Genomic DNA, 22,233 nt, shown 5'->3' with positions numbered 1-22,233 from the left:
CGTTTGATCGTTCCCACGCTCCGCGTGGGAATGCAGCCTTTGACGCTCGGCGTCATGACGATGCCTGGCGTTGCATCGGCGGTGAGGCAGGAACGCGGAGCGTCCCGGGAGGCATTCCCACGCAGAGCGTGGGAACGATCAGGAGAAGGGCGAGGGGAGGGATCAGGCCGACATGACTTCGCGGATGTCGCACGCCAGTTCGCGTACGCGTTCTTCTTCGGTATCCCACGAGCACATGAAGCGGGCGCCGCCCTTGCCGATGAAGGTGTAGAAGCGCCAGCCGCGAGCGGTCAGGGCGGCGATGGCCGGTTCCGAAAGTTGCAGGAACACGCCATTGGCCTGGACCGGGAACATCAGTTCCACGCCCGGGATGTCGCTGACCAGTTCGGCCAGCAGTTGCGCGCAGTGGTTGGCGTGGCGGGCGTATTTGAGCCAGGCGTCGTTTTCCAGGATGCCGACCCACGGGGCGGACAGGAAGCGCATTTTCGAGGCCAGTTGCCCGGCCTGTTTGCAGCGGTAGTCGAAGTCTTCGGCCAGTTTGTGGTTGAAGAACAGGATCGCTTCACCCACCGCCATGCCGTTTTTCGTGCCGCCGAAGCACAGCACATCGACGCCGGCCTTCCAGGTCAGGTCTGCCGGCGAGCAGCCGAGGAACGCGCAGGCGTTGGAAAAGCGTGCGCCGTCCATGTGCAGGTTCAGGCCCAGTTCCTTGCAGGTGTCGCTGATGGCGCGGACTTCTTCCGGGGTATAGACGCTGCCGACTTCGGTGGCCTGGGTCAGGGTCACCACGCGTGGTTTCGGGTAGTGGATGTCCTGGCGCTTGAGGGCGACTTCGCGGATCGAGGCCGGGGTGATCTTGCCGTTTTCGGTGCCGGCGATCAGCAGTTTCGAGCCATTGGAGAAGAACTCCGGGGCGCCGCATTCGTCGGTTTCGACGTGGGCGGTTTCCGAGCAGATCACGCTGTGATAACTCTGGCACAGCGACGACAGCGCCAGCGAGTTGGCGGCGGTGCCGTTGAAGGCGAAGAACACTTCGCAGTCGGTCTCGAACAGCTTGCGGAAATCATCCGAGGCGCGTGCGGTCCACTCATCGTCGCCATAGGCGCGCTGGTGGCCGTGGTTGGCCTGTTCCATGGCAGCCCAGGCTTCAGGGCAGATACCGGAGTAGTTGTCGCTGGCGAATTGTTGGCTCTTGTCGGTCATGGCCGGCTTCCGTGATCGAGGCGCTTGTGGCGCTTCGTGGGGTCAATGATGGTGCGCACTTTACCGAAGATCATCCGGGGAGCACACGGGATGTCGCTGACAGAACATTACAGGGATGCGGGTCGATTATGCACCTGAGCCGACGCGACGGCGCACTCGATCTGCTCAAGTGGCTGGCGCTGCTGAGCATGCTGCTCGATCACCTGCGATATGTCGGGATCAGCGCCGATTGGCTGTATGTGCCGGGGCGGTTGGCGTTCCCGTGGTTCTGCCTGGCGATGGCGGCGAACCTGGCGCGTGACGGGGCGCGCAAGACCGAATGGCGCTATCCGGGCTGGTTGCTGCTGTTCAGTCTGCTCAGCGAGATTCCCTACCGTTTGTACATTCCCGATCCCGACACCTTGAACGTGATGCCCACGCTGGCGCTGGGCTTGCTGGTGGCGCGGGGCTGGCAGGATCGAGCGCTGGTTTCACGACTGCTGGGCATCAGCGCCTTGCTGGTGGCGGCGTTGTTCCCGGAGCGACTGATGTTCGGTCTGTTCGGCATCCTGCTGCCGCTGGCGATGTTGCTGGCGTTTCGCAAACCCTGGTATTTCAGCCTGCTGCCGGGGTTGGTGTGTCTGGCGGCGAATCAGTGGCAGGTGCTCTACGAGTCCGCGCAGTTCGGCAACCGTGTGGCGATCTTCGGCATTGCGACATGCCTGATGGCGCCACTGCTCGGAATGTTCCTGTTGCGACATGTCACTTTCCTCCGCGCGCCACCCATGCGTCGCTGGGCGTATGTGCTCTATCCCGCGCATTTCATGGTTCTTCTGGGCTTGCGCCAGCTGCTTGTTTGAGTCCGTCGCCCCCGCCATGTCGTAAACGCACCTTTGCGTGGCGTCCGTAGGCATTTGACCTCCCTGCGCCGGCCATACCATCGCATCAAAGGGCACTGCCGAAACGCCGTGCCTTACCGAGACGAATGGCGCACAGATGCCGCTGGGAGAGACGCGATGTTCAGCAAGCAAGACCAGATCCAGGGTTACGACGATGCACTGCTGGCGGCGATGAATGCCGAGGAGCAACGTCAGGAAGATCACATCGAGCTGATCGCGTCGGAGAACTACACCAGCAAACGCGTCATGGAAGCGCAAGGCAGCGGCCTGACCAACAAATACGCCGAAGGTTATCCGGGCAAGCGCTACTACGGTGGCTGCGAGCACGTCGACAAGGTCGAAGCGCTGGCCATCGAACGCGCCAAGCAACTGTTCGGCGCCGATTACGCCAACGTCCAGCCGCACTCCGGTTCCTCGGCCAACAGCGCTGTCTATCTGGCGCTGATCCAGGCTGGCGACACCATCCTTGGCATGAGTCTGGCCCATGGCGGTCACCTGACCCACGGCGCCAAGGTTTCGTCTTCGGGCAAGCTGTATAACGCCGTGCAGTACGGCATCGACACCAAGACCGGCCTGATCGATTACGACGAAGTCGAGCGTCTGGCCGTCGAGCACAAACCGAAAATGATCGTCGCCGGTTTCTCGGCCTACTCGAAAACCCTCGACTTCCCGCGCTTCCGTCAGATCGCCGACAAGGTCGGTGCGCTGCTGTTCGTCGACATGGCCCACGTGGCTGGTCTGGTGGCTGCCGGTCTGTACCCGAACCCGCTGCCGTACGCCGACGTGGTCACCACCACCACTCACAAGACCCTGCGTGGTCCGCGTGGCGGCCTGATCCTGGCCAAGGCCAACGAAGAGATCGAGAAGAAACTCAACGCTGCGGTATTCCCCGGCGCCCAGGGCGGCCCGCTGATGCACGTCATCGCCGGTAAAGCCGTGTGCTTCAAGGAAGCGCTGGAGCCGGGCTTCAAGGCCTATCAGCAACAAGTGATCGACAACGCCCAGGCGATGGCGAGCGTATTTATCAAACGTGGCTACGATGTAGTGTCCGGCGGCACCGACAACCACCTGTTCCTGGTCAGCCTGATCCGTCAGGGCCTCACCGGTAAAGACGCGGACGCCGCCCTCGGTCGCGCTCACATCACCGTCAACAAGAACGCCGTACCGAACGACCCGCAGTCGCCGTTCGTCACCTCCGGCCTGCGCATCGGCACCCCGGCGGTGACCACGCGCGGCTTCAAGGTGACCCAGTGCGTGACGCTGGCCGGCTGGATCTGCGACATCCTCGACAACCTCGGCGACGCTGATGTCGAGGCCAATGTCGCCCAGCAGGTTTCGGCCCTGTGCGCTGACTTCCCGGTTTATCGCTGAGCGTTCTGGAGTACATGACTATGCAACGCTATTCGGGCTTCGGCCTCTTCAAACACTCCCTCAGCCACCACGAAAACTGGCAGCGCATGTGGCGCACGCCGACCCCGAAGAAGGTCTACGACGTAGTCATCGTCGGCGGCGGCGGGCATGGCCTGGCGACTGCCTACTATCTGGCCAAAGAGCACGGCATCACCAACGTGGCCGTGGTCGAGAAGGGCTGGCTGGGCGGCGGTAACACCGCGCGCAACACCACCATCGTTCGCTCCAACTACCTGTGGGACGAGTCGGCGCACCTGTACGAACACGCGATGAAACTGTGGGAAGGCCTGTCTCAGGACCTGAACTACAACGTGATGTTCTCCCAGCGCGGCGTCTACAACCTGTGCCACACCCTGCAGGACATTCGTGATTCCGAGCGTCGGGTCAGCGCCAACCGCCTCAACGGCGTCGACGGCGAACTGCTCAACGCCAAGCAAGTCGCGGACGAAATCCCGTACCTCGACTGCTCGAAAAACACCCGCTACCCGGTGATGGGCGCAACCGTCCAGCGTCGCGGCGGCGTGGCCCGTCACGATGCCGTGGCCTGGGGCTTTGCCCGTGCCGCCGACGCCTTGGGCGTGGACCTGATCCAGCAGACCGAAGTGATCGGTTTCCGCAAGGAAAACGGCGTGTGCATCGGCGTTGAAACCAACAAGGGTTTCATCGGCGCCAAGCGCGTCGGCGTGGTCACCGCCGGTAACTCCGGGCACATGGCCAAGCTCGCCGGTTTCCGTCTGCCGATCGAATCCCACCCGTTGCAGGCACTGGTGTCCGAGCCGATCAAACCGATCATCGACAGCGTGATCATGTCCAACGCCGTGCACGGTTACATCAGCCAGTCCGACAAGGGCGACCTGGTGATCGGTGCCGGTATCGACGGCTACAACGGCTACGGCCAGCGCGGTTCGTACCCGGTGATCGAGCACACCATCCAGGCCATCGTCGAGATGTTCCCGGTGCTGTCGCGGGTGCGCATGAACCGTCAGTGGGGCGGCATCGTCGACACCACGCCGGACGCCTGCCCGATCATTTCGAAAACCCCGGTGCCGAACATGTTCTTCAACTGCGGTTGGGGTACCGGCGGCTTCAAGGCCACACCTGGCTCGGGCAACGTGTTTGCCGCGAGTCTGGCCAAGGGTGAAATGCACCCGCTGGCCGCACCTTTCTCCATCGACCGTTTCCACAACGGTGCGTTGATCGACGAACACGGCGCTGCGGCTGTCGCCCACTAACAGGAGAAATCCCATGTTGCATATCTTCTGTCCTCACTGCGGCGAACTGCGCTCCGAAGAGGAATTCCACGCATCCGGCCAGGCGCACATCCCGCGTCCGCTGGACCCGGCAAGCTGCACTGATGAAGAGTGGGGCGACTACATGTTCTTCCGCGACAACCCGCGCGGCCTGCACCACGAGTTGTGGGATCACGTCGCCGGTTGCCGCCAGTACTTCAACGTCACCCGCGACACCGTGACCTACGAGATTCTCGAAACCTACAAGATCGGCACCAAGCCGCAATTCACCGACAAGGCTGACACTGCGAAAACAGCCACGACGGCGCTGGGAGAGAAGGTATGAGCCAGACCAATCGCCTGTCCAACGGTGGACGGATCGACCGCAACAAAGTGCTGAGCTTCACCTTCAACGGCCAGGTCTACAAAGGTTTCGAAGGCGATTCGCTGGCCGCAGCACTGCTGGCCAACGGCGTCGACATCATTGGCCGCAGCTTCAAGTATTCGCGTCCACGCGGCATCTTCGCCGCCGGTGCCGAAGAGCCGAACGCGGTGCTGCAGATCGGTGCTACCGAAGCCACCCAGATCCCCAACGTGCGCGCCACGCAACAGGCGTTGTACCAAGGCCTGGTCGCCACCAGCACCAACGGCTGGCCGAGCGTCAACAACGACATGATGGGGATTCTCGGCAAGGTCGGCGGCAAGCTGATGCCACCGGGTTTCTACTACAAAACCTTCATGTACCCGCAATCGTTCTGGATGACTTACGAGAAGTACATTCGTAAGGCAGCAGGTCTTGGCCGTTCGCCGACCGAGAACGATCCGGACACCTACGACTACATGAACCAGCACTGCGACGTGCTGATCGTCGGTGCCGGCCCGGCCGGTCTGGCGGCTGCCCTGGCGGCTGCGCGCAGCGGTGCGCGGGTGATCATCGCCGACGAACAGGAAGAGTTCGGCGGCAGCCTGCTCGACTCCCGCGAAAGCCTCGATGGCAAGCCTGCGGTGGAGTGGGTCGCCAGTGTCGTTGCCGAATTGAAGAACACCCCGGACGTGCTGCTGTTGCCGCGCGCCACGGTCAACGGTTACCACGACCACAACTTCCTGACCATTCACGAACGCCTCACCGATCACCTCGGCGACCGCGCTCCGATTGGCCAGGTGCGTCAGCGCATTCACCGCGTCCGCGCCAAGCGCGTGGTGCTGGCGACCGGTGCCCACGAGCGTCCGCTGGTCTACGGCAACAACGACGTGCCGGGCAACATGCTCGCCGGTGCTGTGTCGACTTATGTGCGCCGTTACGGTGTGGCGCCGGGCAAAAAACTGGTGCTGTCGACCAACAACGATCACGCCTACCGCGTGGCACTGGATTGGCTCGATGCCAGCCTGCAAGTCGTGGCCATCGCCGACGCCCGCAGCAATCCGCGCGGTGCGCTGGTGGAAGAGGCGCGCGCCAAAGGTATCCGCATCCTCACCGGCAGCGCTGTGATCGAGGCCCGTGGCAGCAAGCACGTCACCGCTGCCCGCGTGGCGGCGATCGATGTCAAAGGCCACAAGGTCACCAGCCCGGGCGAATGGCTCGACTGCGACCTGATCGCCAGCTCCGGCGGTTACAGCCCGGTGGTTCACCTGGCGTCGCACCTCGGCGGCAAGCCGATCTGGCGCGAAGACATCCTCGGTTTCGTACCGGGCGAAGCACCGCAGAAGCGCGTGTGCGTCGGTGGTATCAACGGCGTCTACGGTCTCGGCGATTCCCTGGCCGACGGTTTTGAAGGTGGCGTGCGCGCTGCGTCCGAAGCCGGGTTCCAGACAGTTGAAGGCGTGTTGCCGAAAGCCTTGAGCCGTCACGAAGAGCCGACGCTGGCGCTGTTCCAGGTGCCGCATGAAAAGAACACCTCACGGGCACCGAAGCAATTCGTCGACCTGCAGAACGACGTGACCGCCGCCGCCATCGAACTGGCGACCCGCGAAGGTTTCGAGTCGGTCGAGCACGTCAAGCGCTACACCGCGCTGGGCTTCGGCACCGATCAGGGCAAGCTCGGCAACGTCAACGGTCTGGCGATTGCCGCCCGTTCGCTGAACGTGACCATCCCGCAGATGGGCACCACGATGTTCCGTCCGAACTACACGCCGGTGACTTTCGGCGCGGTAGCGGGCCGTCACTGTGGGCACATTTTCGAACCTGTGCGTTACACCGCACTGCATCAATGGCACCTGAAAAACGGCGCCGAGTTCGAAGACGTCGGCCAGTGGAAACGTCCGTGGTACTTCCCGAAAAACGGCGAAGACATGCATGCCGCCGTCAAACGCGAATGCAAGGCTGTGCGCGACAGCGTCGGTCTGCTGGACGCTTCGACCCTGGGCAAGATCGACATCCAGGGCCCGGACGCCCGTGAGTTCCTTAACCGCGTGTACACCAACGCCTGGACCAAACTCGACGTGGGCAAGGCCCGTTACGGCCTGATGTGCAAAGAAGACGGCATGGTCTTCGACGACGGTGTGACGGCGTGTCTGGCCGACAACCATTTCGTCATGACCACCACCACCGGCGGCGCGGCTCGCGTACTGCAATGGCTGGAGCTGTACCACCAGACAGAATGGCCAGAGATGAAGGTGTACTTCACCTCCGTCACCGACCACTGGGCGACCATGACCCTGTCCGGCCCGAACAGCCGCAAGCTGCTCAGCGCCGTGACCGACATCGACCTCGCCAACGAAGCGTTCCCGTTCATGACCTGGAAGGAAGGTCTGGTCGGCGGTGTGCCGGCGCGGGTGTTCCGCATCTCGTTTACCGGTGAGCTGTCGTACGAAGTCAACGTCCAGGCCGACTACGCGATGGGTGTGCTGGAAAAAATCGTCGAGGCCGGCAAGCAGTACAACCTGACCCCGTACGGCACTGAAACCATGCACGTCCTGCGTGCGGAGAAGGGCTTCATCATCGTCGGTCAGGACACCGACGGCTCGATGACCCCGGACGACCTGAACATGGGCTGGTGTGTCGGTCGCACCAAACCGTTCTCGTGGATCGGCCAGCGCGGCATGAACCGAGAAGACTGCGTCCGTGACCAGCGTAAACAGCTGGTGGGCCTGAAACCGATCGATCCGAACGTATGGCTGCCGGAAGGTGCGCAACTGGTGTTCAACACCAAGCAGTCGATCCCGATGACCATGGTCGGCCACGTGACCTCCAGCTACGCGCACAACTCCCTCGGTTATTCGTTTGCCATGGGCGTGGTGAAGGGCGGTCTGAAGCGTCTGGGCGAGCGGGTGTTCGCACCGCTGGCGGATGGCAGCGTGATCGAGGCGGAAATCGTTTCTTCGGTGTTCTTCGATCCAAAAGGCGATCGCCAGAACATCTAATTGATCGCTCCCGCGCCTGGCGCGGGAGCGGCACAGAATTCAGGAAGGGTGCTTTATGACCGCAGCCAATGTTTACCAACAACGCCCGACCACCGGGGCCAAGGCCGAGTCGTCGCTGCATCACGCCGACCTCGCCAGCCTGGTGGGCAAGGGCCGCAAAAGTGCCGGTGTGACCGTGCGCGAGAAGAAACTCCTCGGCCATCTGACCATTCGTGGCGACGGCCACGATGCTGCGTTCGCTGCCGGTGTGCACAAGGCCCTGGGCATTGAGTTGCCGGGCGCCCTGAGCGTCATCGTCAAAGGCGAAACCAGCCTGCAATGGATGGGGCCGGACGAGTGGCTGCTGATTGTGCCGAGCGGCGAAGAGTTCGCCGCCGAGCAGAAACTGCGCGAAGCGCTGGGCGATCTGCACATTGCGATCGTCAACGTCAGCGGCGGCCAGCAAGTGCTCGAACTGAGCGGCCCGAACGTGCGTCAGGTGCTGATGAAATCCACCAGCTACGACGTGCACCCGAACAACTTCCCGGTCGGCAAGGCCGTGGGCACGGTGTTCGCCAAGTCGCAGCTGATGATCCGCCACACCGCTGAAGACACCTGGGAACTGCTGATTCGTCGCAGCTTCTCGGATTACTGGTGGTTGTGGTTGCAGGATGCTTCGGCTGAGTACGGGTTGAGCGTTCAGGCTTAAGTAGATTGAGTTGCAACGGCTTGTGAGTAGGGCTTGAGATCCTACCCCCTCACCCCAGCCCTCTCCCCCAGGGGGGAGAGGGGGAAAGGGAGCCGATCTCGGTTGTTTTTGCGATCTATATTCACCTGCGAAATTTCAGGTCGATGTAGCTCTGCAGACACTTCGGTCAGTCCCCTCTCCCTCCGGGAGAGGGCTAGGGTGAGGGGAAACTCCCTGACACCCCGCACAAAGAACAGGAGTCACCGCACCATGAGCCGCGCCCCAGACACATGGATTCTGACCGCCGACTGCCCCAGCGTTCTCGGCACCGTGGACGCGGTGACGCGTTTTCTGTTCGAGCAGGGCTGCTACGTCACTGAGCACCACTCGTTCGACGACCGGCTCTCGGGTCGCTTCTTCATTCGTGTGGAATTCCGTCAGCCCGACGGTTTTGACGAGCAATCCTTCCGCGCCGGCCTCGCCGAACGAGGTCAGGCGTTCGGCATGATCTTCGAGCTGACCGCGCCGAACTACCGGCCAAAAGTGGTGATCATGGTCTCCAAGGCCGATCACTGCCTCAACGACTTGCTCTACCGCCAGCGTATCGGCCAGCTATCGATGGACGTGGCGGCAGTGGTGTCCAACCACCCGGACCTCAAGCCGCTGGCCGATTGGCACCAGATTCCCTACTACCACTTCCCCCTCGACCCCAACGACAAGCCGTCGCAGGAGCGTCAGGTGTGGCAGGTGATCGAAGAGTCCGGTGCCGAACTGGTGATCCTCGCCCGCTACATGCAGGTGTTGTCGCCGGAGCTGTGCCGCAAGCTCGATGGCAAGGCGATCAACATTCATCACTCGCTGCTGCCGGGCTTCAAGGGCGCCAAGCCGTATCACCAGGCCTACAACAAGGGCGTGAAACTGGTGGGTGCGACGGCGCACTACATCAACAACGACCTGGACGAGGGGCCGATCATCGCCCAGGGCGTCGAGGCGGTGGATCACAGTCATTACCCCGAAGACCTGATTGCCAAGGGCCGCGACATCGAAGGCCTGACCCTGGCACGGGCGGTGGGTTATCACATCGAGCGACGGGTGTTCCTGAACGCCAACCGCACCGTCGTTCTTTGAGTCACAGACAACGCAAGACCAACAAGCAATAACCCGAGCACTTAACGCGCTGCCTGCCTGGGCGGCGCGGTTCCATAAAAACAACAGCGAGGTGAAAGCATGTCTGGCAATCGTGGTGTGGTGTATCTCGGCGCTGGCAAGGTCGAAGTACAGAAAATCGACTATCCGAAAATGCAGGATCCGCGCGGCAGGAAGATCGAACACGGTGTCATCCTGCGTGTGGTTTCAACCAACATTTGCGGCTCCGACCAGCACATGGTGCGCGGCCGCACCACGGCGCAGACCGGTCTGGTACTGGGCCATGAAATCACCGGTGAAGTGATCGAGAAGGGTTCCGACGTCGAGAACCTGAAGATCGGCGATCTGGTGTCCGTTCCGTTCAACGTGGCTTGTGGGCGCTGCCGTTCCTGCAAGGAGCAACACACCGGCGTCTGCCTGACCGTCAACCCGGCCCGTGCCGGCGGTGCCTACGGTTACGTCGACATGGGCGACTGGACCGGCGGCCAGGCCGAGTACGTGCTGGTGCCGTACGCCGACTTCAACCTGCTGAAACTGCCGGACCGCGACAAGGCCATGGAGAAAATCCGTGACCTGACCTGCCTCTCCGACATTCTGCCGACCGGTTACCACGGCGCCGTTACTGCAGGCGTTGGCCCGGGCAGCACCGTTTACATCGCGGGCGCCGGCCCGGTCGGTCTGGCCGCTGCCGCTTCGGCCCGTCTGCTGGGCGCGGCGGTGGTCATCATCGGCGACGTCAACACCATCCGCCTGGCCCACGCCAAGGCTCAGGGTTTCGAAATCGTCGACCTGTCGAAAGACACTCCGCTGCACGAGCAGATCGCCGCACTGCTGGGCGAACCGGAAGTGGATTGCGCTGTGGACTGCGTGGGCTTCGAAGCCCGTGGTCATGGCCATGACGGCGTCAAATCCGAAGCCCCGGCCACCGTGCTCAACTCGCTGATGGGCGTGGTGCGCGTAGCTGGCAAGATCGGTATTCCGGGCCTGTACGTGACCGAAGATCCGGGTGCTGTGGATGCTGCCGCAAAAATGGGCAGCCTGAGCATCCGCTTCGGCCTCGGCTGGGCCAAATCCCACAGCTTCCACACCGGCCAGACCCCGGTGATGAAGTACAACCGCCAACTGATGCAGGCGATCATGTGGGACCGCATCAACATTGCCGAAGTGGTGGGCGTGCAGGTCATCAGCCTCGACCAGGCGCCGGAAGGCTACGGCGAGTTCGATGCGGGTGTGCCGAAGAAGTTTGTGATTGATCCGCATAAGTTGTTTAGTGCGGCGTAAGTTGTAACCACGAAAAAGGGCGGCCGGTCAGGTCGCCCTTTTTTGCGGAATTGTCTCGTCCTGTCTTCGAAACTCTCGACTAATTGAACGCGCACTTTTGAACGTCACCGTCCTTGGTTGCGCAGTCATCGTTTTTCCAGTCTGGTCCAGTCAGATTGATCGGCGATCCTTTTTTCAAGACCAGTGAAGCTCCAATTTCCGATCCTTTGCTTTCGTATTGGCAGATGACTCTGGCCGCATTGGTAGTCGTTTCTTTTGCTCGTGCGGCTGTGAAGGGGAGTGCCTGGACATCGCTTTCACTGGCGCTGCCGGGATCAACATCAACTTCAACCTTGCCATAGGGGCTCGTTGCTTCGAATTTACCGTCACTCAGTTTTTTGAATGACGTGGCCTCCAGGCAATTTGCATAGACAGTGCTGCTGAGTGTCAGGGCGATGACTGAACCGGCAATCAGATATTTGAGCATGGGACGTACTCCGTTACAGGGTTGGAGGACACATGTTCAGATACTGTCGTTTTTTAAGGTACTGTCAGATTTGACAGTCAATAAGCCTGTTTTGGAATAAAGGATGCGTTGGCAATTACTCTTGGGCAGAGAGCATGCCTTGTCCGTTCCCGATCTCATTCACAGCGCCGCCAACGCCCCTTGATAAAGAACCGGCCCCGTAGGCTGCCCGGTCGGCGACCCACCCTTCGGCTCAAGACTGACCGCCAGCGCAATCGGCTTGCCGATCAGCGCTTTCTGCGCCTCGCTCAGTTCAACCTTGCCTTTGCCACCTGCCGGGATCACACCCAGCGAGATCGGCTTGCCATCGGCCGGAATCGCCCACAGTTCCAGACTGCGCTGAGGATCGACAGCCGCCAATGTCAGCGGCTCGACTTGCAGGTAATCGTCATGCGCCTCGACCTTCAGCGCCGGTTTCGCGTCGGCGCTCAGCAGGGTGGCGCGGTAGCGGGCGTCGTCGTGGGTGTACAGCGAGCCGAGGAACACCAGCACCACGATTGAAGCCAGTGCCGCCGTCACCCGCAGCCAGTTCCAGAACGGACGCTTCTCGGGGACGTGCAGCACCTGCGGCTCGATACGCGCAGTAACGCCGTGCCACACGCGCTCCGGCACCGGAACCTGCGGCAATGTTTCGGTGAGGCTGGCGAGGCTTTCCTGCCAGTGCGCCAGTTCGACGCGCAGGGCCGCGTCTTCCAGCAGCAACTGCTCGAAACGCCGACGGGCCGGCGCAGCCATCAAGCCGATGGCGTAATCGGCGGCGAGGGCGCGGCGCAGGGCAGGGGGCTGGTAGTTCATGATTCAAGGCACCGGCGCAGGCGTTCCATGCCACGGCGAATCCATGATTTGACCGAGCCGAGCGGCGCCGCCAGATGCTCGGCCAGTTCCGAGCAGGACAAACCCTGAAAGTACGCCACGGTAATCGACCGGCGCTGCATGCCTTCGAGGGTTTCCAGGCAGCGGTTCAGGGCTGTGGCCTCGCGGGCGCTGTTCAATTGGTCATGGGCCGACGGGCTTTCGTCCGCCAGAGCGTCCTGTTCAACATCGGTCAGAGGCCGGTCTCGGTGTTTACGCAACTGGTCGATGGCCTGGTTGCGGGTGATGTTGATCATCCAGGTCATCGGCGCCGACAGGTGCGATTCGTAGCGCGAGGCGTTGTTCCAGATCCGCACGAAGCTTTCCTGCAATACTTCCTCGGCAAGATCCGGGCGCCCCATGAACCGCAGGGCAACGCCGTGCAGGCGCGGGCCCACGCTGCGGTACAGCGTTTCGAAGGCACGGCGGTCGCCCAGTGAACACTGGGCCAGCAATTGCCGCAGCTGATCGGTGTCGGCGAGGGTAATGACAAGTCTCCAGACAGGGCGGGCGCTGGTTTCGGGTAGTTCACAGGCTAGTTCAGCTGCTGCGCTCGTGCCATTCATCATGGGGTTTCCGGGGTTTCACGTTTCATATACGCGGCCGGGTTCAGAATGGATGCGCTACGCTCGGAACATGCCGGCGGATACTCGGTCAAACCGGCAGTTTGTCCCTTCGCTGACGAAGGGTTTTTACGCCACAAGAGGATGTCTGAATGAAGATTTCACGCGGTTTTGCCCTGGCATCGCTCCTGACCCTGGCGGCAGGTCCGGTATTTGCCGGTTTCAGCCTGAGCGACGTTGCCGGTGCGGTGTCGGGCATGCAGGGCGGTGACAAGGCTGCGGCAGCGGCGCCAACCTCGGAAACCGCCGGTCTGTTGAGTGCACTGAGCGCGCTGAACGTCACGCCGCAGCAAGCGGTCGGCGGTACCAGTGCCATGCTGGGGCTGGCGAAAAACCAGCTCAGCAACACTGACTATTCGCAGTTGGCCAAGGATGTGCCGGGGATCGACAAACTTTCCGGTGGCGGCGGCAATCTGGCGGCGTTGAGCGGGTTGCTCGGATCGTCCGGCAAATCCGCCGGGCTGGAAAACGCGCTGGGCAACGTCAAGGACACCAATGACTTGAACAATGCCTTTGGGGCGTTGGGCATGGACAGCGGCATGGTTGGCCAGTTTGCCCCGATACTGCTGCAATACCTCGGTCAGCAGGGTGTCGGCGGCTCGCTGTTGCAAAGCCTGGGCAGCATCTGGGGCACCGGCGCCGGCAGTTGATTCAACGGCGCCCGCCGCGCAGTTCGGCGATGCGCTGATCTTTCTCGGTCCAGAGCTGGTTGACCCAGTTCTGGATCTTCTCGCGAAACACCGGATCGTTTTCGTAGTCGCCCTGCCACAGCGCCGGGTCGAGTTCACGAGTACGGATATCGATGATCACGCGCGGCACGTTACCGCTGATCAGGTCCCAGAAACCCGGAATCTTCGGCTGTGGATAAACCACGGTCACATCCAGAATCGCGTCCAGCTGTTCACCCATCGCCGCCAGCACAAACGCCACACCGCCCGCCTTGGGCTTGAGCAGATGGCTGAACGGTGATTGTTGCTGCGTGCTTTTGGCCGCGGTATAGCGCGTGCCTTCCAGATAGTTGACCACCGTCACCGGCTGACGCTTGAACAGCTCGCACGCGGCTTTGGTGATTTCCAGGTCCTTGCCGGCCAGTTCCGGGTGCTTCGCCAGGAACGCCTTGGTGTAGCGTTTCATGAACGGGTAATCCAGCGCCCACCAGGCCAGGCCCAGGAACGGTACCCAGATCAATTCTTTCTTGAGGAAGAACTTGAAGAACGGCGTGCGCCGGTTAAGGGTCTGGATCAGCGCCGGGATGTCGACCCAGGACTGATGGTTGCTGATCACCAGATACGACGTGTCGCCACGCAGATCATCGCCGCCACGAATGTCCCATTGCGTCGGGATGCACAGGCGGAAGATCAGTTTGTCGATTTCCGCCCAGGTCTCGGCGATCCACATCACCGCCCACGAGGCGTAATCGCGAAAGCGTCCCGGCAGGATCAGCTTGAGCAGGGCGAACACCATCAGCGGGCCGAACAGCACCAGGGTGTTGAGTAATAACAGCAGGGTGACGAAACAGCCGGTGAGCAGGCGGCGCATAAGCAACTCTATGAAAGCGGATGGGCGCGCCATGATAAGTGGCTTCGGGCGACAGGCCAAATCGCGGGTTACGAATGTTTCACCTTTGGCGCGTTAGCCTTGCGGGAACGATCAAGTGAACAGCGGTCTAAAATCTCGCGTCTGACGCCCCATTTCTCAAGGAAGCCCCTTACGTGAAATCCCTCCTTGCTTTGCTTTCCCTTGTTGCCCTGCCGGTGCTGGCCGCCGAGCCGACCCTGTACGGGCGTTACGAATACATCGCGCTGCCGGAAATCGGCGGGCAAGTGCTCAAGGCAAAAATGGACACCGGCGCGCTGACCGCTTCGCTGTCGGCCAAGGACATCGAGACTTTCACCCGCGACGGCGAAGACTGGGTGCGTTTCCGTCTCGCGACCAAGGACGCCAGCAACAAGGTGTTCGAACACAAGATTGCGCGGATCAGCAAGATCAAGAGCCGCTCCGACGAGGACGACGAGGATCGCGACACCACGGAAGCCGCCAAGCGCCCGGTGGTCGATCTGGAACTGTGCTTGGGCAACGTCAAGCGTACCGTGGAGGTCAACCTGACCGACCGCAGCCATTTCAACTACCCGCTGCTGATCGGTGCCAAGGCCTTGCGTGAGTTCGGCGCAGCCGTCAATCCGGCAAGGCGCTTCACAGCCGACAAACCCGACTGCTGAAACAAGTGGTCTCATTGACGTAACGTCAGGCTTGGGGCACCGTTCGCGCACTTAATCCACAGGCTCGGACGCCATGCCTCATATCCTGATTGTCGAAGACGAAGCGGCAATTGCCGACACGCTGATTTTTGCCTTGCAGGGCGAGGGCTTCACCACGACCTGGCTGAGCCTCGGCGCGGCGGCGCTGGAGCATCAGCGCCAGACGCCGGCCGACCTGATCATCCTCGACATTGGTCTGCCGGACATCAGCGGCTTTGAAACCTGCAAGCAACTGCGCCGGTTCAGCGAAGTACCGGTGCTGTTCCTCAGCGCCCGGGATGCCGAAATCGACCGCGTGGTGGGCCTGGAAATCGGCGCCGACGACTACGTGGTCAAGCCGTTCAGCCCTCGTGAAGTGGCGGCGCGGGTCCGGGCAATTCTCAAGCGCATGGCACCGCGTCCGCCGGCCGAAGCCTGGTCGGGGGTGTTTCGTATCGATCCCGAGCGTGTGCAAATCAGCTATCGCGGCCAGGCGTTGAGCCTGACCCGTCATGAATTCCGTCTGCTGCAATGCCTGCTCGAACAACCGGAGCGGGTGTTCAGCCGCGAGCAACTGCTCGACGCGCTGGGGGTGGCAGCGGATGCCGGCTACGAGCGCAGCATCGACAGCCACATCAAGAGCGTACGCGCCAAGTTGCGCCTGATTCGCGCCGAAGCCGAGCCGATCCAGACCCATCGCGGCCTCGGCTACAGCTACAGCCCGGGGCACAGCTGATGTCGCTGGGGCTGCGGATTTTCCTGGTGTACGTGCTGTTTATCGGCCTCACCGGTTATTTCGTGCTCAACACCGTGATGGAGGAAATCCGCCCCGGCGTGCGTCAGTCCACCGAGGAAACCCTGGTCGACACGGCCAACCTGATGGCAGAAATCCTCAAGGACGATTTCAAGGCTGGTACCCTCAGCCAGAATCGCTGGCCGGAACTGCTCCGCGCCTACGGCGAGCGCCAGCCGAAAGCGACGATCTGGGGCCTGCCGAAAAACCAGGTCAACCACCGCATCTACGTCACTGACGCCAAGGGCATCGTGGTTCTGGATTCCAGTGGCCTCGCGGTCGGCCAGGATTACTCGCGCTGGAACGACGTCTACCTGACCCTGCGCGGCGAATACGGCGCGCGCTCCAGCCGCAGCGACCCCGATGATCCGAACTCTTCGGTCATGCACGTCGGTGCGCCGATCCGCGACGATGGCCAGATCATCGGCGTGGTCACCGTGGCTAAACCCAACAGCTCGTTGCAACCCTATGTCGACCGCACCGAGCGTCGCTTGCTGGGGTATGGCGCCGGGCTGATCGTCCTGGGTCTGCTGCTCGGTGCGCTGTTGTCGTGGTGGCTGAGCCGGGCACTGCACCGTTTGACCCGTTATGCCGAGGCCGTGAGCGAAGGGCGTCGGGTGGAAGTGCCGCATTACCGTGGCGGCGAGCTGGAACAACTGGCGAGCGCCGTGGAACAGATGCGCACCCAGCTTGAAGGCAAGGCCTACGTCGAACGCTATGTCCACACCTTGACCCATGAATTGAAGAGCCCGTTGGCGGCAATTCGTGGCGCTGCGGAGTTGTTGCAAAGCGAAATGCCGCTGGCGCAACGGCAGCGTTTCGTCGGCAACATCGACAGCGAAAGTGCGCGCATGCAGCAGTTGATCGAGCGGCTGCTCGATCTGGCCCAGGTGGAGCAGCGTCAGGCGCTGGAAGAACGCGTCGCTGTGCCGCTCGCTGCGCTGGTCGATGAAGTGTTGCAGGCACAGGCTGCGCGCATTGAAGGTAAACAACTGCGAATCGAGTGCACCATCCCGGCGGATTTGTCGCTGATCGGCGAGCCGTTCCTGCTGCGTCAGGCTTTGGGCAATCTGCTGGAGAACGCGCTGGATTTCACACCGCCACGGGGGTTGCTGCGATTTGACGCCGAGCGGGTTGGCGAGCAGATCGAGTTCCGGCTGTTCAACGAAGCCGCACCGATTCCCGATTACGCGCTGGCGCGTCTGACCGAGCGATTCTATTCATTGCCGCGTCCGGACAGTGGCCGCAAAAGCACGGGACTTGGGCTGAATTTCGTCGAAGAGGTGGTCAAGTTGCACGGTGGCTCTCTGCGCATCGACAACCTTGACGGTGGCGTGCAGGTGCAATTGCACCTGCCGTGAACACTCGGGCGAGCCGTCTTGCGCTCAGGACGGCGTCATCACCTCATTGATCCGGGCCTTGCTTCGGCGGTGCACCCATTGCAGTGCCGGTCGTTCGATCCACAGCCAGGACGCGATGGCCAACACGATCACGATCAGCGCCGACACGATCATGGACGGCACGAACGTCAGCGACGTCTTGTTGATCACCAATTGCTGTACGGGAAACGCATACAGATAGATGCCGTAGGAGAGGTCGAACCGGCCACGAATGGTGCTATCGATATACAACAGGCCCAGGCTCAACGTGGCCAGGCAAATGCACAGCGTGACGACCACCCCGGTCAACGGGGTTCCCGCCGCCAACGGCATCAGGCCGAGACATGCCACCAGCGTCATTGCCATTCGATGTCTGGCGCCCAGGTATTGTTTGTAGAAGGCCAGGAGCGATCCGGCAAAAAAGGCGATACCGGCACAGCCATACACCGTCAGTTTCTGCGTCAGCGCCGAGGCGGGGCCATTGCCCAGCACATAGGTCGCAACACAGAACGCCACCAGCATTGCACCGGCCGTCGCAGCCCGGCGGTACAGACTCAGCGCGGCCGCCACCAGCAGATAAAAGGCGAATTCGATCTTCAGCGTCCACAGGCTGCCATTGAACGACTCGCTGAAGATAAAACCGTTGGTGATTTCATCGATTGCCGCGCGGCCGAACAGCGAGATGCGCAGGAAGTCGATCAGCGCCGCAGGACCGGTGATATAGCCGTCGGCAAATATCCCGCCCGCCACAAACGTCATGATGAACGCGCAGGCGATCAGCGCCGGGAAAATCCTCGCGACACGTTTGGTCAGGTAGTCGGTGACGCTGCTGGCATTGAGGAAACTATGGGTGATCAGCAGGCCGGAGATCGAGAAGAAGGCGATGACGGCGATGCCGCCCAATGAGTTGTAGCCGGCGATGCCTGGCTCTTCCAGGCCCCAAAGTGCGAAGTGGTGACTGACCAGCACCATCAGCGCGGCAAAATGCCTGATCAAGTCGAATGAGTTGTTTCGCAATTGAATAATCCTTGTTCGAACCTTGCCCTTATGGCGCGAAGTGGTCCTGCACTTGATGACGGAAAAGGCGTTTTACAGGTATTTCCACACAAAGCCCACACAACCTCCATCACAAACCCACACAGCGTTTACAGACTCGCTCCATTCCAACAAGGGAGCGTTCCGATGAACCGAAATCTGACATTCAAGCTCGGGGCCATTGCCCTGTTGATCCTGTTACTGCTGGTGCCGCTGCTGATGATCGACGGCGTCATCGATGATCGCCAGCAACTGCGCGATGGTGTGCTCGAAGACATCGCCAGAAGCTCAAGCTACAGCCAGCAGATCAGCGGGCCGGTGATGGTGGTGCCGTACCGCAAAGTGGTGCGCACCTGGAAAACCAAGGAAAAGACCGATGAGCGTTATCAGGAAATCGGCGAGGAACGTGGACGCTTGTACTTCCTGCCGGAGCGCTTCGAACTCGACGGCCAGGTGCAGACTGAACTGCGTGCCCGGGGCATCTATGAAGCGCGGCTGTTCCACGCCGACAACCGCATCAGCGGGCATTTTTCGCTGCCGGCGCAGTTGGGGATCAAGGAAGATTTTGCTGATTACAAATTCGATGCGCCGTTTCTCGCAATCGGCATCAGTGACATTCGCGGGATCGAAAATGCCCTGAAACTGGAACTCGGTTCGCAACGCCTGGACTTTGTGCCCGGCACGCAAGTGGGCTGGCTCGGCGAGGGCGTTCGGGCGACGCTGCCGGCACTCGATACAACTCAGGTCACGGAACTGGCCTTCGGCTTCGACCTGCGCTTGCAAGGCACTGGCTCGTTGCAAGTGTTGCCGGTGGGCAAGACCAGCCGCGTGAATCTTTCTGCCAACTGGCCGCACCCGAGCTTCATCGGCAACTTCCTGCCGGCCAAGCGTGAAATCACCGATCAGGGCTTCACCGCCGATTGGCAGACCTCGTTTTTCTCCACCAACCTGCAAGAGGCCATGAACCGTTGCGTCTCGGGCAACGATTGCGAGGCGTTCAACGGCCGCAGTTTCGGGGTGAGCTTCATCGATCCGGTGGATCAATACCTGAAGAGTGACCGGGCGATCAAATATGCGCTGTTGTTCATTGTCCTGACGTTCGCCGGTTTCTTCCTGTTCGAGATATTGAAAAGCCTGGCCGTGCACCCGGTGCAATATGCGCTGGTGGGTGTGGCGCTGGCGTTCTTCTATCTGCTGTTGTTGTCGTTGTCGGAACACATCGGGTTTGCCCTGGCGTATCTGCTGTCGGCCAGTGGTTGTGTGTTGCTGATTGGCTTCTATGTCTGCCACGTGCTGCACAGCGTGCGTCATGGCCTGAGTTTTTCGGCGGGATTGGCGCCGTTGTATGGCCTGCTCTACGGCTTGCTCAGCGCCGAGGATTACGCGCTGCTGATGGGCTCGCTGTTGCTGTTCGGCCTGTTGGGCGTGTTCATGGTGCTGACCCGTAACCTGGACTGGTATGGCGTCGGGCAGAAACCGGCCAAACCGCTGGAGTTTGATCTCGGAGCGGTGCAATGAGCCGGTTTGTGGGGTTGCGTGAGGATCAGCGGGAGGCAGAGGTATTGGTGACGCTGATCTTTGCGTCACTGCCTCCCGCCCCGCGCATCAAACCTTCGGCATTGTCGCAATCATCGATGGCCGCTGGCTCACTTCAAAGAACCAGTTGGCCAGTTGCGGGTTGGCTTCACGCCAGCCCAGATCCGGGAAGCGCAGATCCAGATAACCCAGTGCACAGGCCACGCTGATCGAAGCGACGTCGAAATGGCAGGTCAGTTCGGCGATGGCGTCGCGCTCCAGCAGCGCCAGGGTCCGGCGGATCTTGTCGCGCTGGGCCTCGAGCCACTCGTCCCAGTGCTTTTCCGGGGCACGCAGCACTTGCTCGTAACGCACCATGACCGAGGCGTCCATGATCCCGTCGGCCATCGAGGCCAGGGTCAGACGACGCCAGCGGGCCGAGCCGTCGCGAGGGATCAGCGGGTTGCCGACGTGCTGGTGGTCGAGGTAATCGAGAATCACCCGGCTGTCATGGATGACATTGCCATCAGCCAGGCGCAGGGCCGGGATCTTGCCCAGCGGGTTGTCTTCGTTCAGCGCAGTGCTGGGGTTGACCGGTGTCAGGACGCAGTCCTGCAAGGCGACGCGATCCTGCTGGCCGGTCTCGTGCAGCAGCACCATGACTTTGCGCACGAACGGGGACAGGGTGTTGTGGAACAGGGTCATGCTGGGAGCGGACATCGGCAGGGTCTCGGTCAAGGGCAATGAACGGGCAGCATAGCGCGTTGCCCGTCAGGCTCAAGCCATTCAGTGCCGTTGCAACAGACCGCGAAGGGCGAGTGCGGCTGGCACACCCAGACCGATCCAGCTCAAGCCATCCCAGATCCCGTCGCCCAGCAGGGCGGCGAACAACCCCGCCGCACTGAGTAACGCAATCACCAATGGCGTGCTGAAGACTTTCCAGAAATTCGACTGACGCGGTTTCATGCCGAAGCCTCCGCTGTTTCCAGCACCGGTTTCGCGGCCTTGCGCCGCACCACCCACAAGTACACGCCGCTGCCGAGGACGATGATGGTCAGTACATCGAGGGTGGCCCAGAGGATTTTCATCGGCATGCCGCCGTAGTCGCCAAAGTGCAGCGGCTGCGACATGCCCATGGCGTCCATGTACCACGGCCGTTCAGCGACCGCCGTGACCTGCAAGTTGCTGGCGTCGATCAGCACCGGCGTCAGCAGATGCGAGGTCAGGTGGGTGCCACCCTTCATGAACACCGAGTAGTGATGCTCGCTGGAAAACCGCGTGCCGGGGAACGCGATGAAGTCCGGTTTCATCCCCGGCGCGACTTCGCCGGCGATATCCAGCAGGCGAGTGGCCGGGGCGAGGTGAGTCAGCGGCGGCGCATCGCGGTAGGGCGCGATCATGGCGTTGAGCGAATCGTTGCGCCAGGCCGCGATGATCAGATCGGCACAGGCGCTGATCACTCCCGTCACACCGACCACCAGCGCCCAGGTCAGGGTCACCACGCCGATCAGGTTGTGCAGATCGAGCCAACGCAGACGGGTGGATTTGTCCCGGCGCACGGTGCCGAAGTCCAGGCGACGCATGAACGGTAGGTACAACACCGTCCCGGACACGATCGCCACCACGAACAGCACGCCCATGAACGCCAGCAGCAACTTGCCCGGCAGTCCGGCAAACATGTCGACGTGCAGGCGCAGGATGAACAGCATCAGGCCGCCGTTGGCCGAGGGTGTTTCCAGGGCTTCGCCGGTGCGGGCGTCGAGCATGAAAGTGTGCGAGGAATTCGGCTCGGTGCCGGCCGTCTTCGCCATGATCGTCAGCACGGTGTTCGGCTCGTCGTCTTCGAAGCCGAAGTACTGCACGACTTCACCGGGGCGATGGGCTTCGGCGGCTTGCACCAGTTGCGCCAGATTCAGGTGCGGCGTATCGGCCGGCATCTCGCGCACCTGGGGTGCGTCACCGAGCAGATGCTCGATCTCGTGATGAAAAATCAGCGGCAGGCCGGTCAGGGCCAGCAGCAGCAAAAACACGGTGCAGATCAGGCTGGTCCAGGTGTGGACGAACGACCAGCGACGGATTGTTTTACTTTTCATTTCATGACCTTCAAAAACACCAAAGCC

Annotated in this window: 22 protein-coding genes; 13 read left to right on the top strand and 9 right to left on the bottom strand. The window is 61.6% G+C overall.

Annotation, left to right across the window (positions count from 1 at the left end; all coding sequences use genetic code 11):
- Positions 1-162 precede the first annotated feature (162 nt).
- A complete protein-coding gene (locus tag AC3WRD_RS03095) occupies positions 163-1,203 on the bottom strand; it encodes a threonine aldolase family protein (protein ID WP_102619751.1) in 1,041 nt (346 codons plus the stop codon).
- 128 nt (positions 1,204-1,331) lie between these two features.
- On the opposite strand from AC3WRD_RS03095, the gene AC3WRD_RS03090 reads away from it, so the two are divergent.
- The 8 genes from AC3WRD_RS03090 (at position 1,332) to fdhA (ending at position 11,174) form a co-directional block, all read left to right on the top strand.
- Entirely contained in the window at positions 1,332-2,042 is a 711-nt protein-coding gene (locus AC3WRD_RS03090; protein WP_102619752.1) for a TraX family protein, read from the top strand.
- Between the two features lie 156 nt (positions 2,043-2,198).
- The gene (glyA, locus tag AC3WRD_RS03085) at positions 2,199-3,452 is read left to right on the top strand and encodes a serine hydroxymethyltransferase (RefSeq protein ID WP_096817789.1); all 1,254 of its coding nucleotides are present in this window, start codon (positions 2,199-2,201) and stop codon (positions 3,450-3,452) included.
- Between the two features lie 20 nt (positions 3,453-3,472).
- Positions 3,473-4,723, top strand: a complete 1,251-nt coding sequence (locus AC3WRD_RS03080; protein WP_003206307.1) for a sarcosine oxidase subunit beta — start codon at positions 3,473-3,475, stop codon at positions 4,721-4,723.
- Between the two features lie 13 nt (positions 4,724-4,736).
- Positions 4,737-5,066 (top strand): sarcosine oxidase subunit delta, encoded by a 330-nt coding sequence (locus tag AC3WRD_RS03075; RefSeq protein WP_007959805.1) that lies wholly within the window; start codon positions 4,737-4,739, stop codon positions 5,064-5,066.
- On the top strand, positions 5,063-8,080 hold the full coding sequence (locus AC3WRD_RS03070) for a sarcosine oxidase subunit alpha (RefSeq protein WP_102619753.1): 3,018 nt from the start codon (positions 5,063-5,065) through the stop codon (positions 8,078-8,080). The genes AC3WRD_RS03075 and AC3WRD_RS03070 overlap by 4 nt, the downstream gene beginning before the upstream one ends.
- Before the next feature lie 55 nt (positions 8,081-8,135).
- Positions 8,136-8,768 (top strand): sarcosine oxidase subunit gamma, encoded by a 633-nt coding sequence (locus AC3WRD_RS03065; protein WP_096817792.1) that lies wholly within the window; start codon positions 8,136-8,138, stop codon positions 8,766-8,768.
- A gap of 249 nt (positions 8,769-9,017) precedes the next feature.
- Positions 9,018-9,875, top strand: a complete 858-nt coding sequence (gene purU / locus AC3WRD_RS03060) for a formyltetrahydrofolate deformylase (protein ID WP_008086918.1) — start codon at positions 9,018-9,020, stop codon at positions 9,873-9,875.
- Positions 9,876-9,974: 99 nt separating this feature from the next.
- A complete protein-coding gene (fdhA, locus tag AC3WRD_RS03055; protein WP_096817794.1) occupies positions 9,975-11,174 on the top strand; it encodes a formaldehyde dehydrogenase, glutathione-independent in 1,200 nt (399 codons plus the stop codon).
- A gap of 79 nt (positions 11,175-11,253) precedes the next feature.
- Here fdhA and AC3WRD_RS03050 read toward each other — a convergent pair whose 3' ends face one another.
- The 3 genes from AC3WRD_RS03050 to AC3WRD_RS03040 form a co-directional block, all read right to left on the bottom strand.
- Entirely contained in the window at positions 11,254-11,640 is a 387-nt protein-coding gene (locus tag AC3WRD_RS03050; RefSeq protein WP_102619754.1) for a hypothetical protein, read from the bottom strand.
- Positions 11,641-11,799: 159 nt separating this feature from the next.
- The gene (locus AC3WRD_RS03045; RefSeq protein ID WP_102619755.1) at positions 11,800-12,474 is read right to left on the bottom strand and encodes an anti-sigma factor; all 675 of its coding nucleotides are present in this window, start codon (positions 12,472-12,474) and stop codon (positions 11,800-11,802) included.
- The gene (locus AC3WRD_RS03040) at positions 12,471-13,097 is read right to left on the bottom strand and encodes a sigma-70 family RNA polymerase sigma factor (protein ID WP_102619807.1); all 627 of its coding nucleotides are present in this window, start codon (positions 13,095-13,097) and stop codon (positions 12,471-12,473) included. The genes AC3WRD_RS03045 and AC3WRD_RS03040 overlap by 4 nt, the downstream gene beginning before the upstream one ends.
- A gap of 149 nt (positions 13,098-13,246) precedes the next feature.
- Here AC3WRD_RS03040 and AC3WRD_RS03035 point away from each other — a divergent pair, with 149 nt between their 5' ends.
- Positions 13,247-13,804, top strand: a complete 558-nt coding sequence (locus AC3WRD_RS03035) for a DUF2780 domain-containing protein (protein WP_096817801.1) — start codon at positions 13,247-13,249, stop codon at positions 13,802-13,804.
- Between the two features lies 1 nt (position 13,805).
- On the opposite strand, the gene yihG is transcribed toward AC3WRD_RS03035, so the two are convergent.
- Positions 13,806-14,693 (bottom strand): 1-acylglycerol-3-phosphate O-acyltransferase, YihG family, encoded by an 888-nt coding sequence (gene yihG, locus AC3WRD_RS03030; RefSeq protein WP_102619756.1) that lies wholly within the window; start codon positions 14,691-14,693, stop codon positions 13,806-13,808.
- 173 nt (positions 14,694-14,866) lie between these two features.
- On the opposite strand from yihG, the gene rloA2 reads away from it, so the two are divergent.
- From rloA2 to creC, 3 genes are all read left to right on the top strand, one after another.
- Positions 14,867-15,373 (top strand): retropepsin-like aspartic peptidase RloA2, encoded by a 507-nt coding sequence (gene rloA2, locus AC3WRD_RS03025; protein ID WP_102619757.1) that lies wholly within the window; start codon positions 14,867-14,869, stop codon positions 15,371-15,373.
- 73 nt (positions 15,374-15,446) lie between these two features.
- Positions 15,447-16,127: a two-component system response regulator CreB gene (gene creB, locus AC3WRD_RS03020; protein WP_096817806.1), complete on the top strand. Its 681-nt coding sequence runs from the start codon at positions 15,447-15,449 to the stop codon at positions 16,125-16,127.
- Positions 16,127-17,545 (top strand): two-component system sensor histidine kinase CreC, encoded by a 1,419-nt coding sequence (creC, locus tag AC3WRD_RS03015; protein ID WP_102619758.1) that lies wholly within the window; start codon positions 16,127-16,129, stop codon positions 17,543-17,545. The genes creB and creC overlap by 1 nt, the downstream gene beginning before the upstream one ends.
- 24 nt (positions 17,546-17,569) lie before the next feature.
- Here creC and AC3WRD_RS03010 read toward each other — a convergent pair whose 3' ends face one another.
- The gene (locus AC3WRD_RS03010) at positions 17,570-18,580 is read right to left on the bottom strand and encodes an acyltransferase family protein (protein ID WP_102619759.1); all 1,011 of its coding nucleotides are present in this window, start codon (positions 18,578-18,580) and stop codon (positions 17,570-17,572) included.
- A 165-nt stretch (positions 18,581-18,745) separates the two neighbouring features.
- Here AC3WRD_RS03010 and creD point away from each other — a divergent pair, with 165 nt between their 5' ends.
- Positions 18,746-20,116, top strand: a complete 1,371-nt coding sequence (gene creD, locus AC3WRD_RS03005; protein WP_102619760.1) for a cell envelope integrity protein CreD — start codon at positions 18,746-18,748, stop codon at positions 20,114-20,116.
- An 87-nt stretch (positions 20,117-20,203) separates the two neighbouring features.
- Here creD and AC3WRD_RS03000 read toward each other — a convergent pair whose 3' ends face one another.
- The 3 genes from AC3WRD_RS03000 to AC3WRD_RS02990 form a co-directional block, all read right to left on the bottom strand.
- A complete protein-coding gene (locus AC3WRD_RS03000) occupies positions 20,204-20,833 on the bottom strand; it encodes a glutathione S-transferase (RefSeq protein ID WP_096817813.1) in 630 nt (209 codons plus the stop codon).
- A gap of 66 nt (positions 20,834-20,899) precedes the next feature.
- Complete coding sequence (locus AC3WRD_RS02995; protein ID WP_096817815.1) at positions 20,900-21,079, bottom strand: hypothetical protein; 180 nt, start codon at positions 21,077-21,079, stop codon at positions 20,900-20,902.
- A complete protein-coding gene (locus AC3WRD_RS02990) occupies positions 21,076-22,206 on the bottom strand; it encodes a PepSY-associated TM helix domain-containing protein (protein WP_096817817.1) in 1,131 nt (376 codons plus the stop codon). Before AC3WRD_RS02990 ends, AC3WRD_RS02995 begins: the two co-directional genes overlap by 4 nt.
- Positions 22,207-22,233: the final 27 nt, after the last annotated feature.

The sequence above is a fragment of the Pseudomonas sp. FW215-R2 genome (assembly GCF_058789255.1).
The sequence above is the reverse complement of the archived record's forward strand: the minus strand, read 5'-3'. Positions and strand labels throughout refer to the sequence as shown.

Bases quoted from the DNA above. Each gene is read 5' to 3' on its own strand.
- AC3WRD_RS03095 (WP_102619751.1), bottom strand. From the start codon at position 1,203: ATGACCGACAAGAGCCAACAATTCGCCAGCGACAACTACTCCGGTATC.
- AC3WRD_RS03090 (WP_102619752.1), top strand. From the start codon at position 1,332: ATGCACCTGAGCCGACGCGACGGCGCACTCGATCTGCTCAAGTGGCTG.
- glyA (WP_096817789.1), top strand. From the start codon at position 2,199: ATGTTCAGCAAGCAAGACCAGATCCAGGGTTACGACGATGCACTGCTG.
- AC3WRD_RS03080 (WP_003206307.1), top strand. From the start codon at position 3,473: ATGCAACGCTATTCGGGCTTCGGCCTCTTCAAACACTCCCTCAGCCAC.
- AC3WRD_RS03075 (WP_007959805.1), top strand. From the start codon at position 4,737: ATGTTGCATATCTTCTGTCCTCACTGCGGCGAACTGCGCTCCGAAGAG.
- AC3WRD_RS03070 (WP_102619753.1), top strand. From the start codon at position 5,063: ATGAGCCAGACCAATCGCCTGTCCAACGGTGGACGGATCGACCGCAAC.
- AC3WRD_RS03065 (WP_096817792.1), top strand. From the start codon at position 8,136: ATGACCGCAGCCAATGTTTACCAACAACGCCCGACCACCGGGGCCAAG.
- purU (WP_008086918.1), top strand. From the start codon at position 9,018: ATGAGCCGCGCCCCAGACACATGGATTCTGACCGCCGACTGCCCCAGC.
- fdhA (WP_096817794.1), top strand. From the start codon at position 9,975: ATGTCTGGCAATCGTGGTGTGGTGTATCTCGGCGCTGGCAAGGTCGAA.
- AC3WRD_RS03050 (WP_102619754.1), bottom strand. From the start codon at position 11,640: ATGCTCAAATATCTGATTGCCGGTTCAGTCATCGCCCTGACACTCAGC.
- AC3WRD_RS03045 (WP_102619755.1), bottom strand. From the start codon at position 12,474: ATGAACTACCAGCCCCCTGCCCTGCGCCGCGCCCTCGCCGCCGATTAC.
- AC3WRD_RS03040 (WP_102619807.1), bottom strand. From the start codon at position 13,097: ATGAATGGCACGAGCGCAGCAGCTGAACTAGCCTGTGAACTACCCGAA.
- AC3WRD_RS03035 (WP_096817801.1), top strand. From the start codon at position 13,247: ATGAAGATTTCACGCGGTTTTGCCCTGGCATCGCTCCTGACCCTGGCG.
- yihG (WP_102619756.1), bottom strand. From the start codon at position 14,693: ATGCGCCGCCTGCTCACCGGCTGTTTCGTCACCCTGCTGTTATTACTC.
- creB (WP_096817806.1), top strand. From the start codon at position 15,447: ATGCCTCATATCCTGATTGTCGAAGACGAAGCGGCAATTGCCGACACG.
- creC (WP_102619758.1), top strand. From the start codon at position 16,127: ATGTCGCTGGGGCTGCGGATTTTCCTGGTGTACGTGCTGTTTATCGGC.
- creD (WP_102619760.1), top strand. From the start codon at position 18,746: ATGAACCGAAATCTGACATTCAAGCTCGGGGCCATTGCCCTGTTGATC.
- AC3WRD_RS03000 (WP_096817813.1), bottom strand. From the start codon at position 20,833: ATGTCCGCTCCCAGCATGACCCTGTTCCACAACACCCTGTCCCCGTTC.
- AC3WRD_RS02995 (WP_096817815.1), bottom strand. From the start codon at position 21,079: ATGAAACCGCGTCAGTCGAATTTCTGGAAAGTCTTCAGCACGCCATTG.
- AC3WRD_RS02990 (WP_096817817.1), bottom strand. From the start codon at position 22,206: ATGAAAAGTAAAACAATCCGTCGCTGGTCGTTCGTCCACACCTGGACC.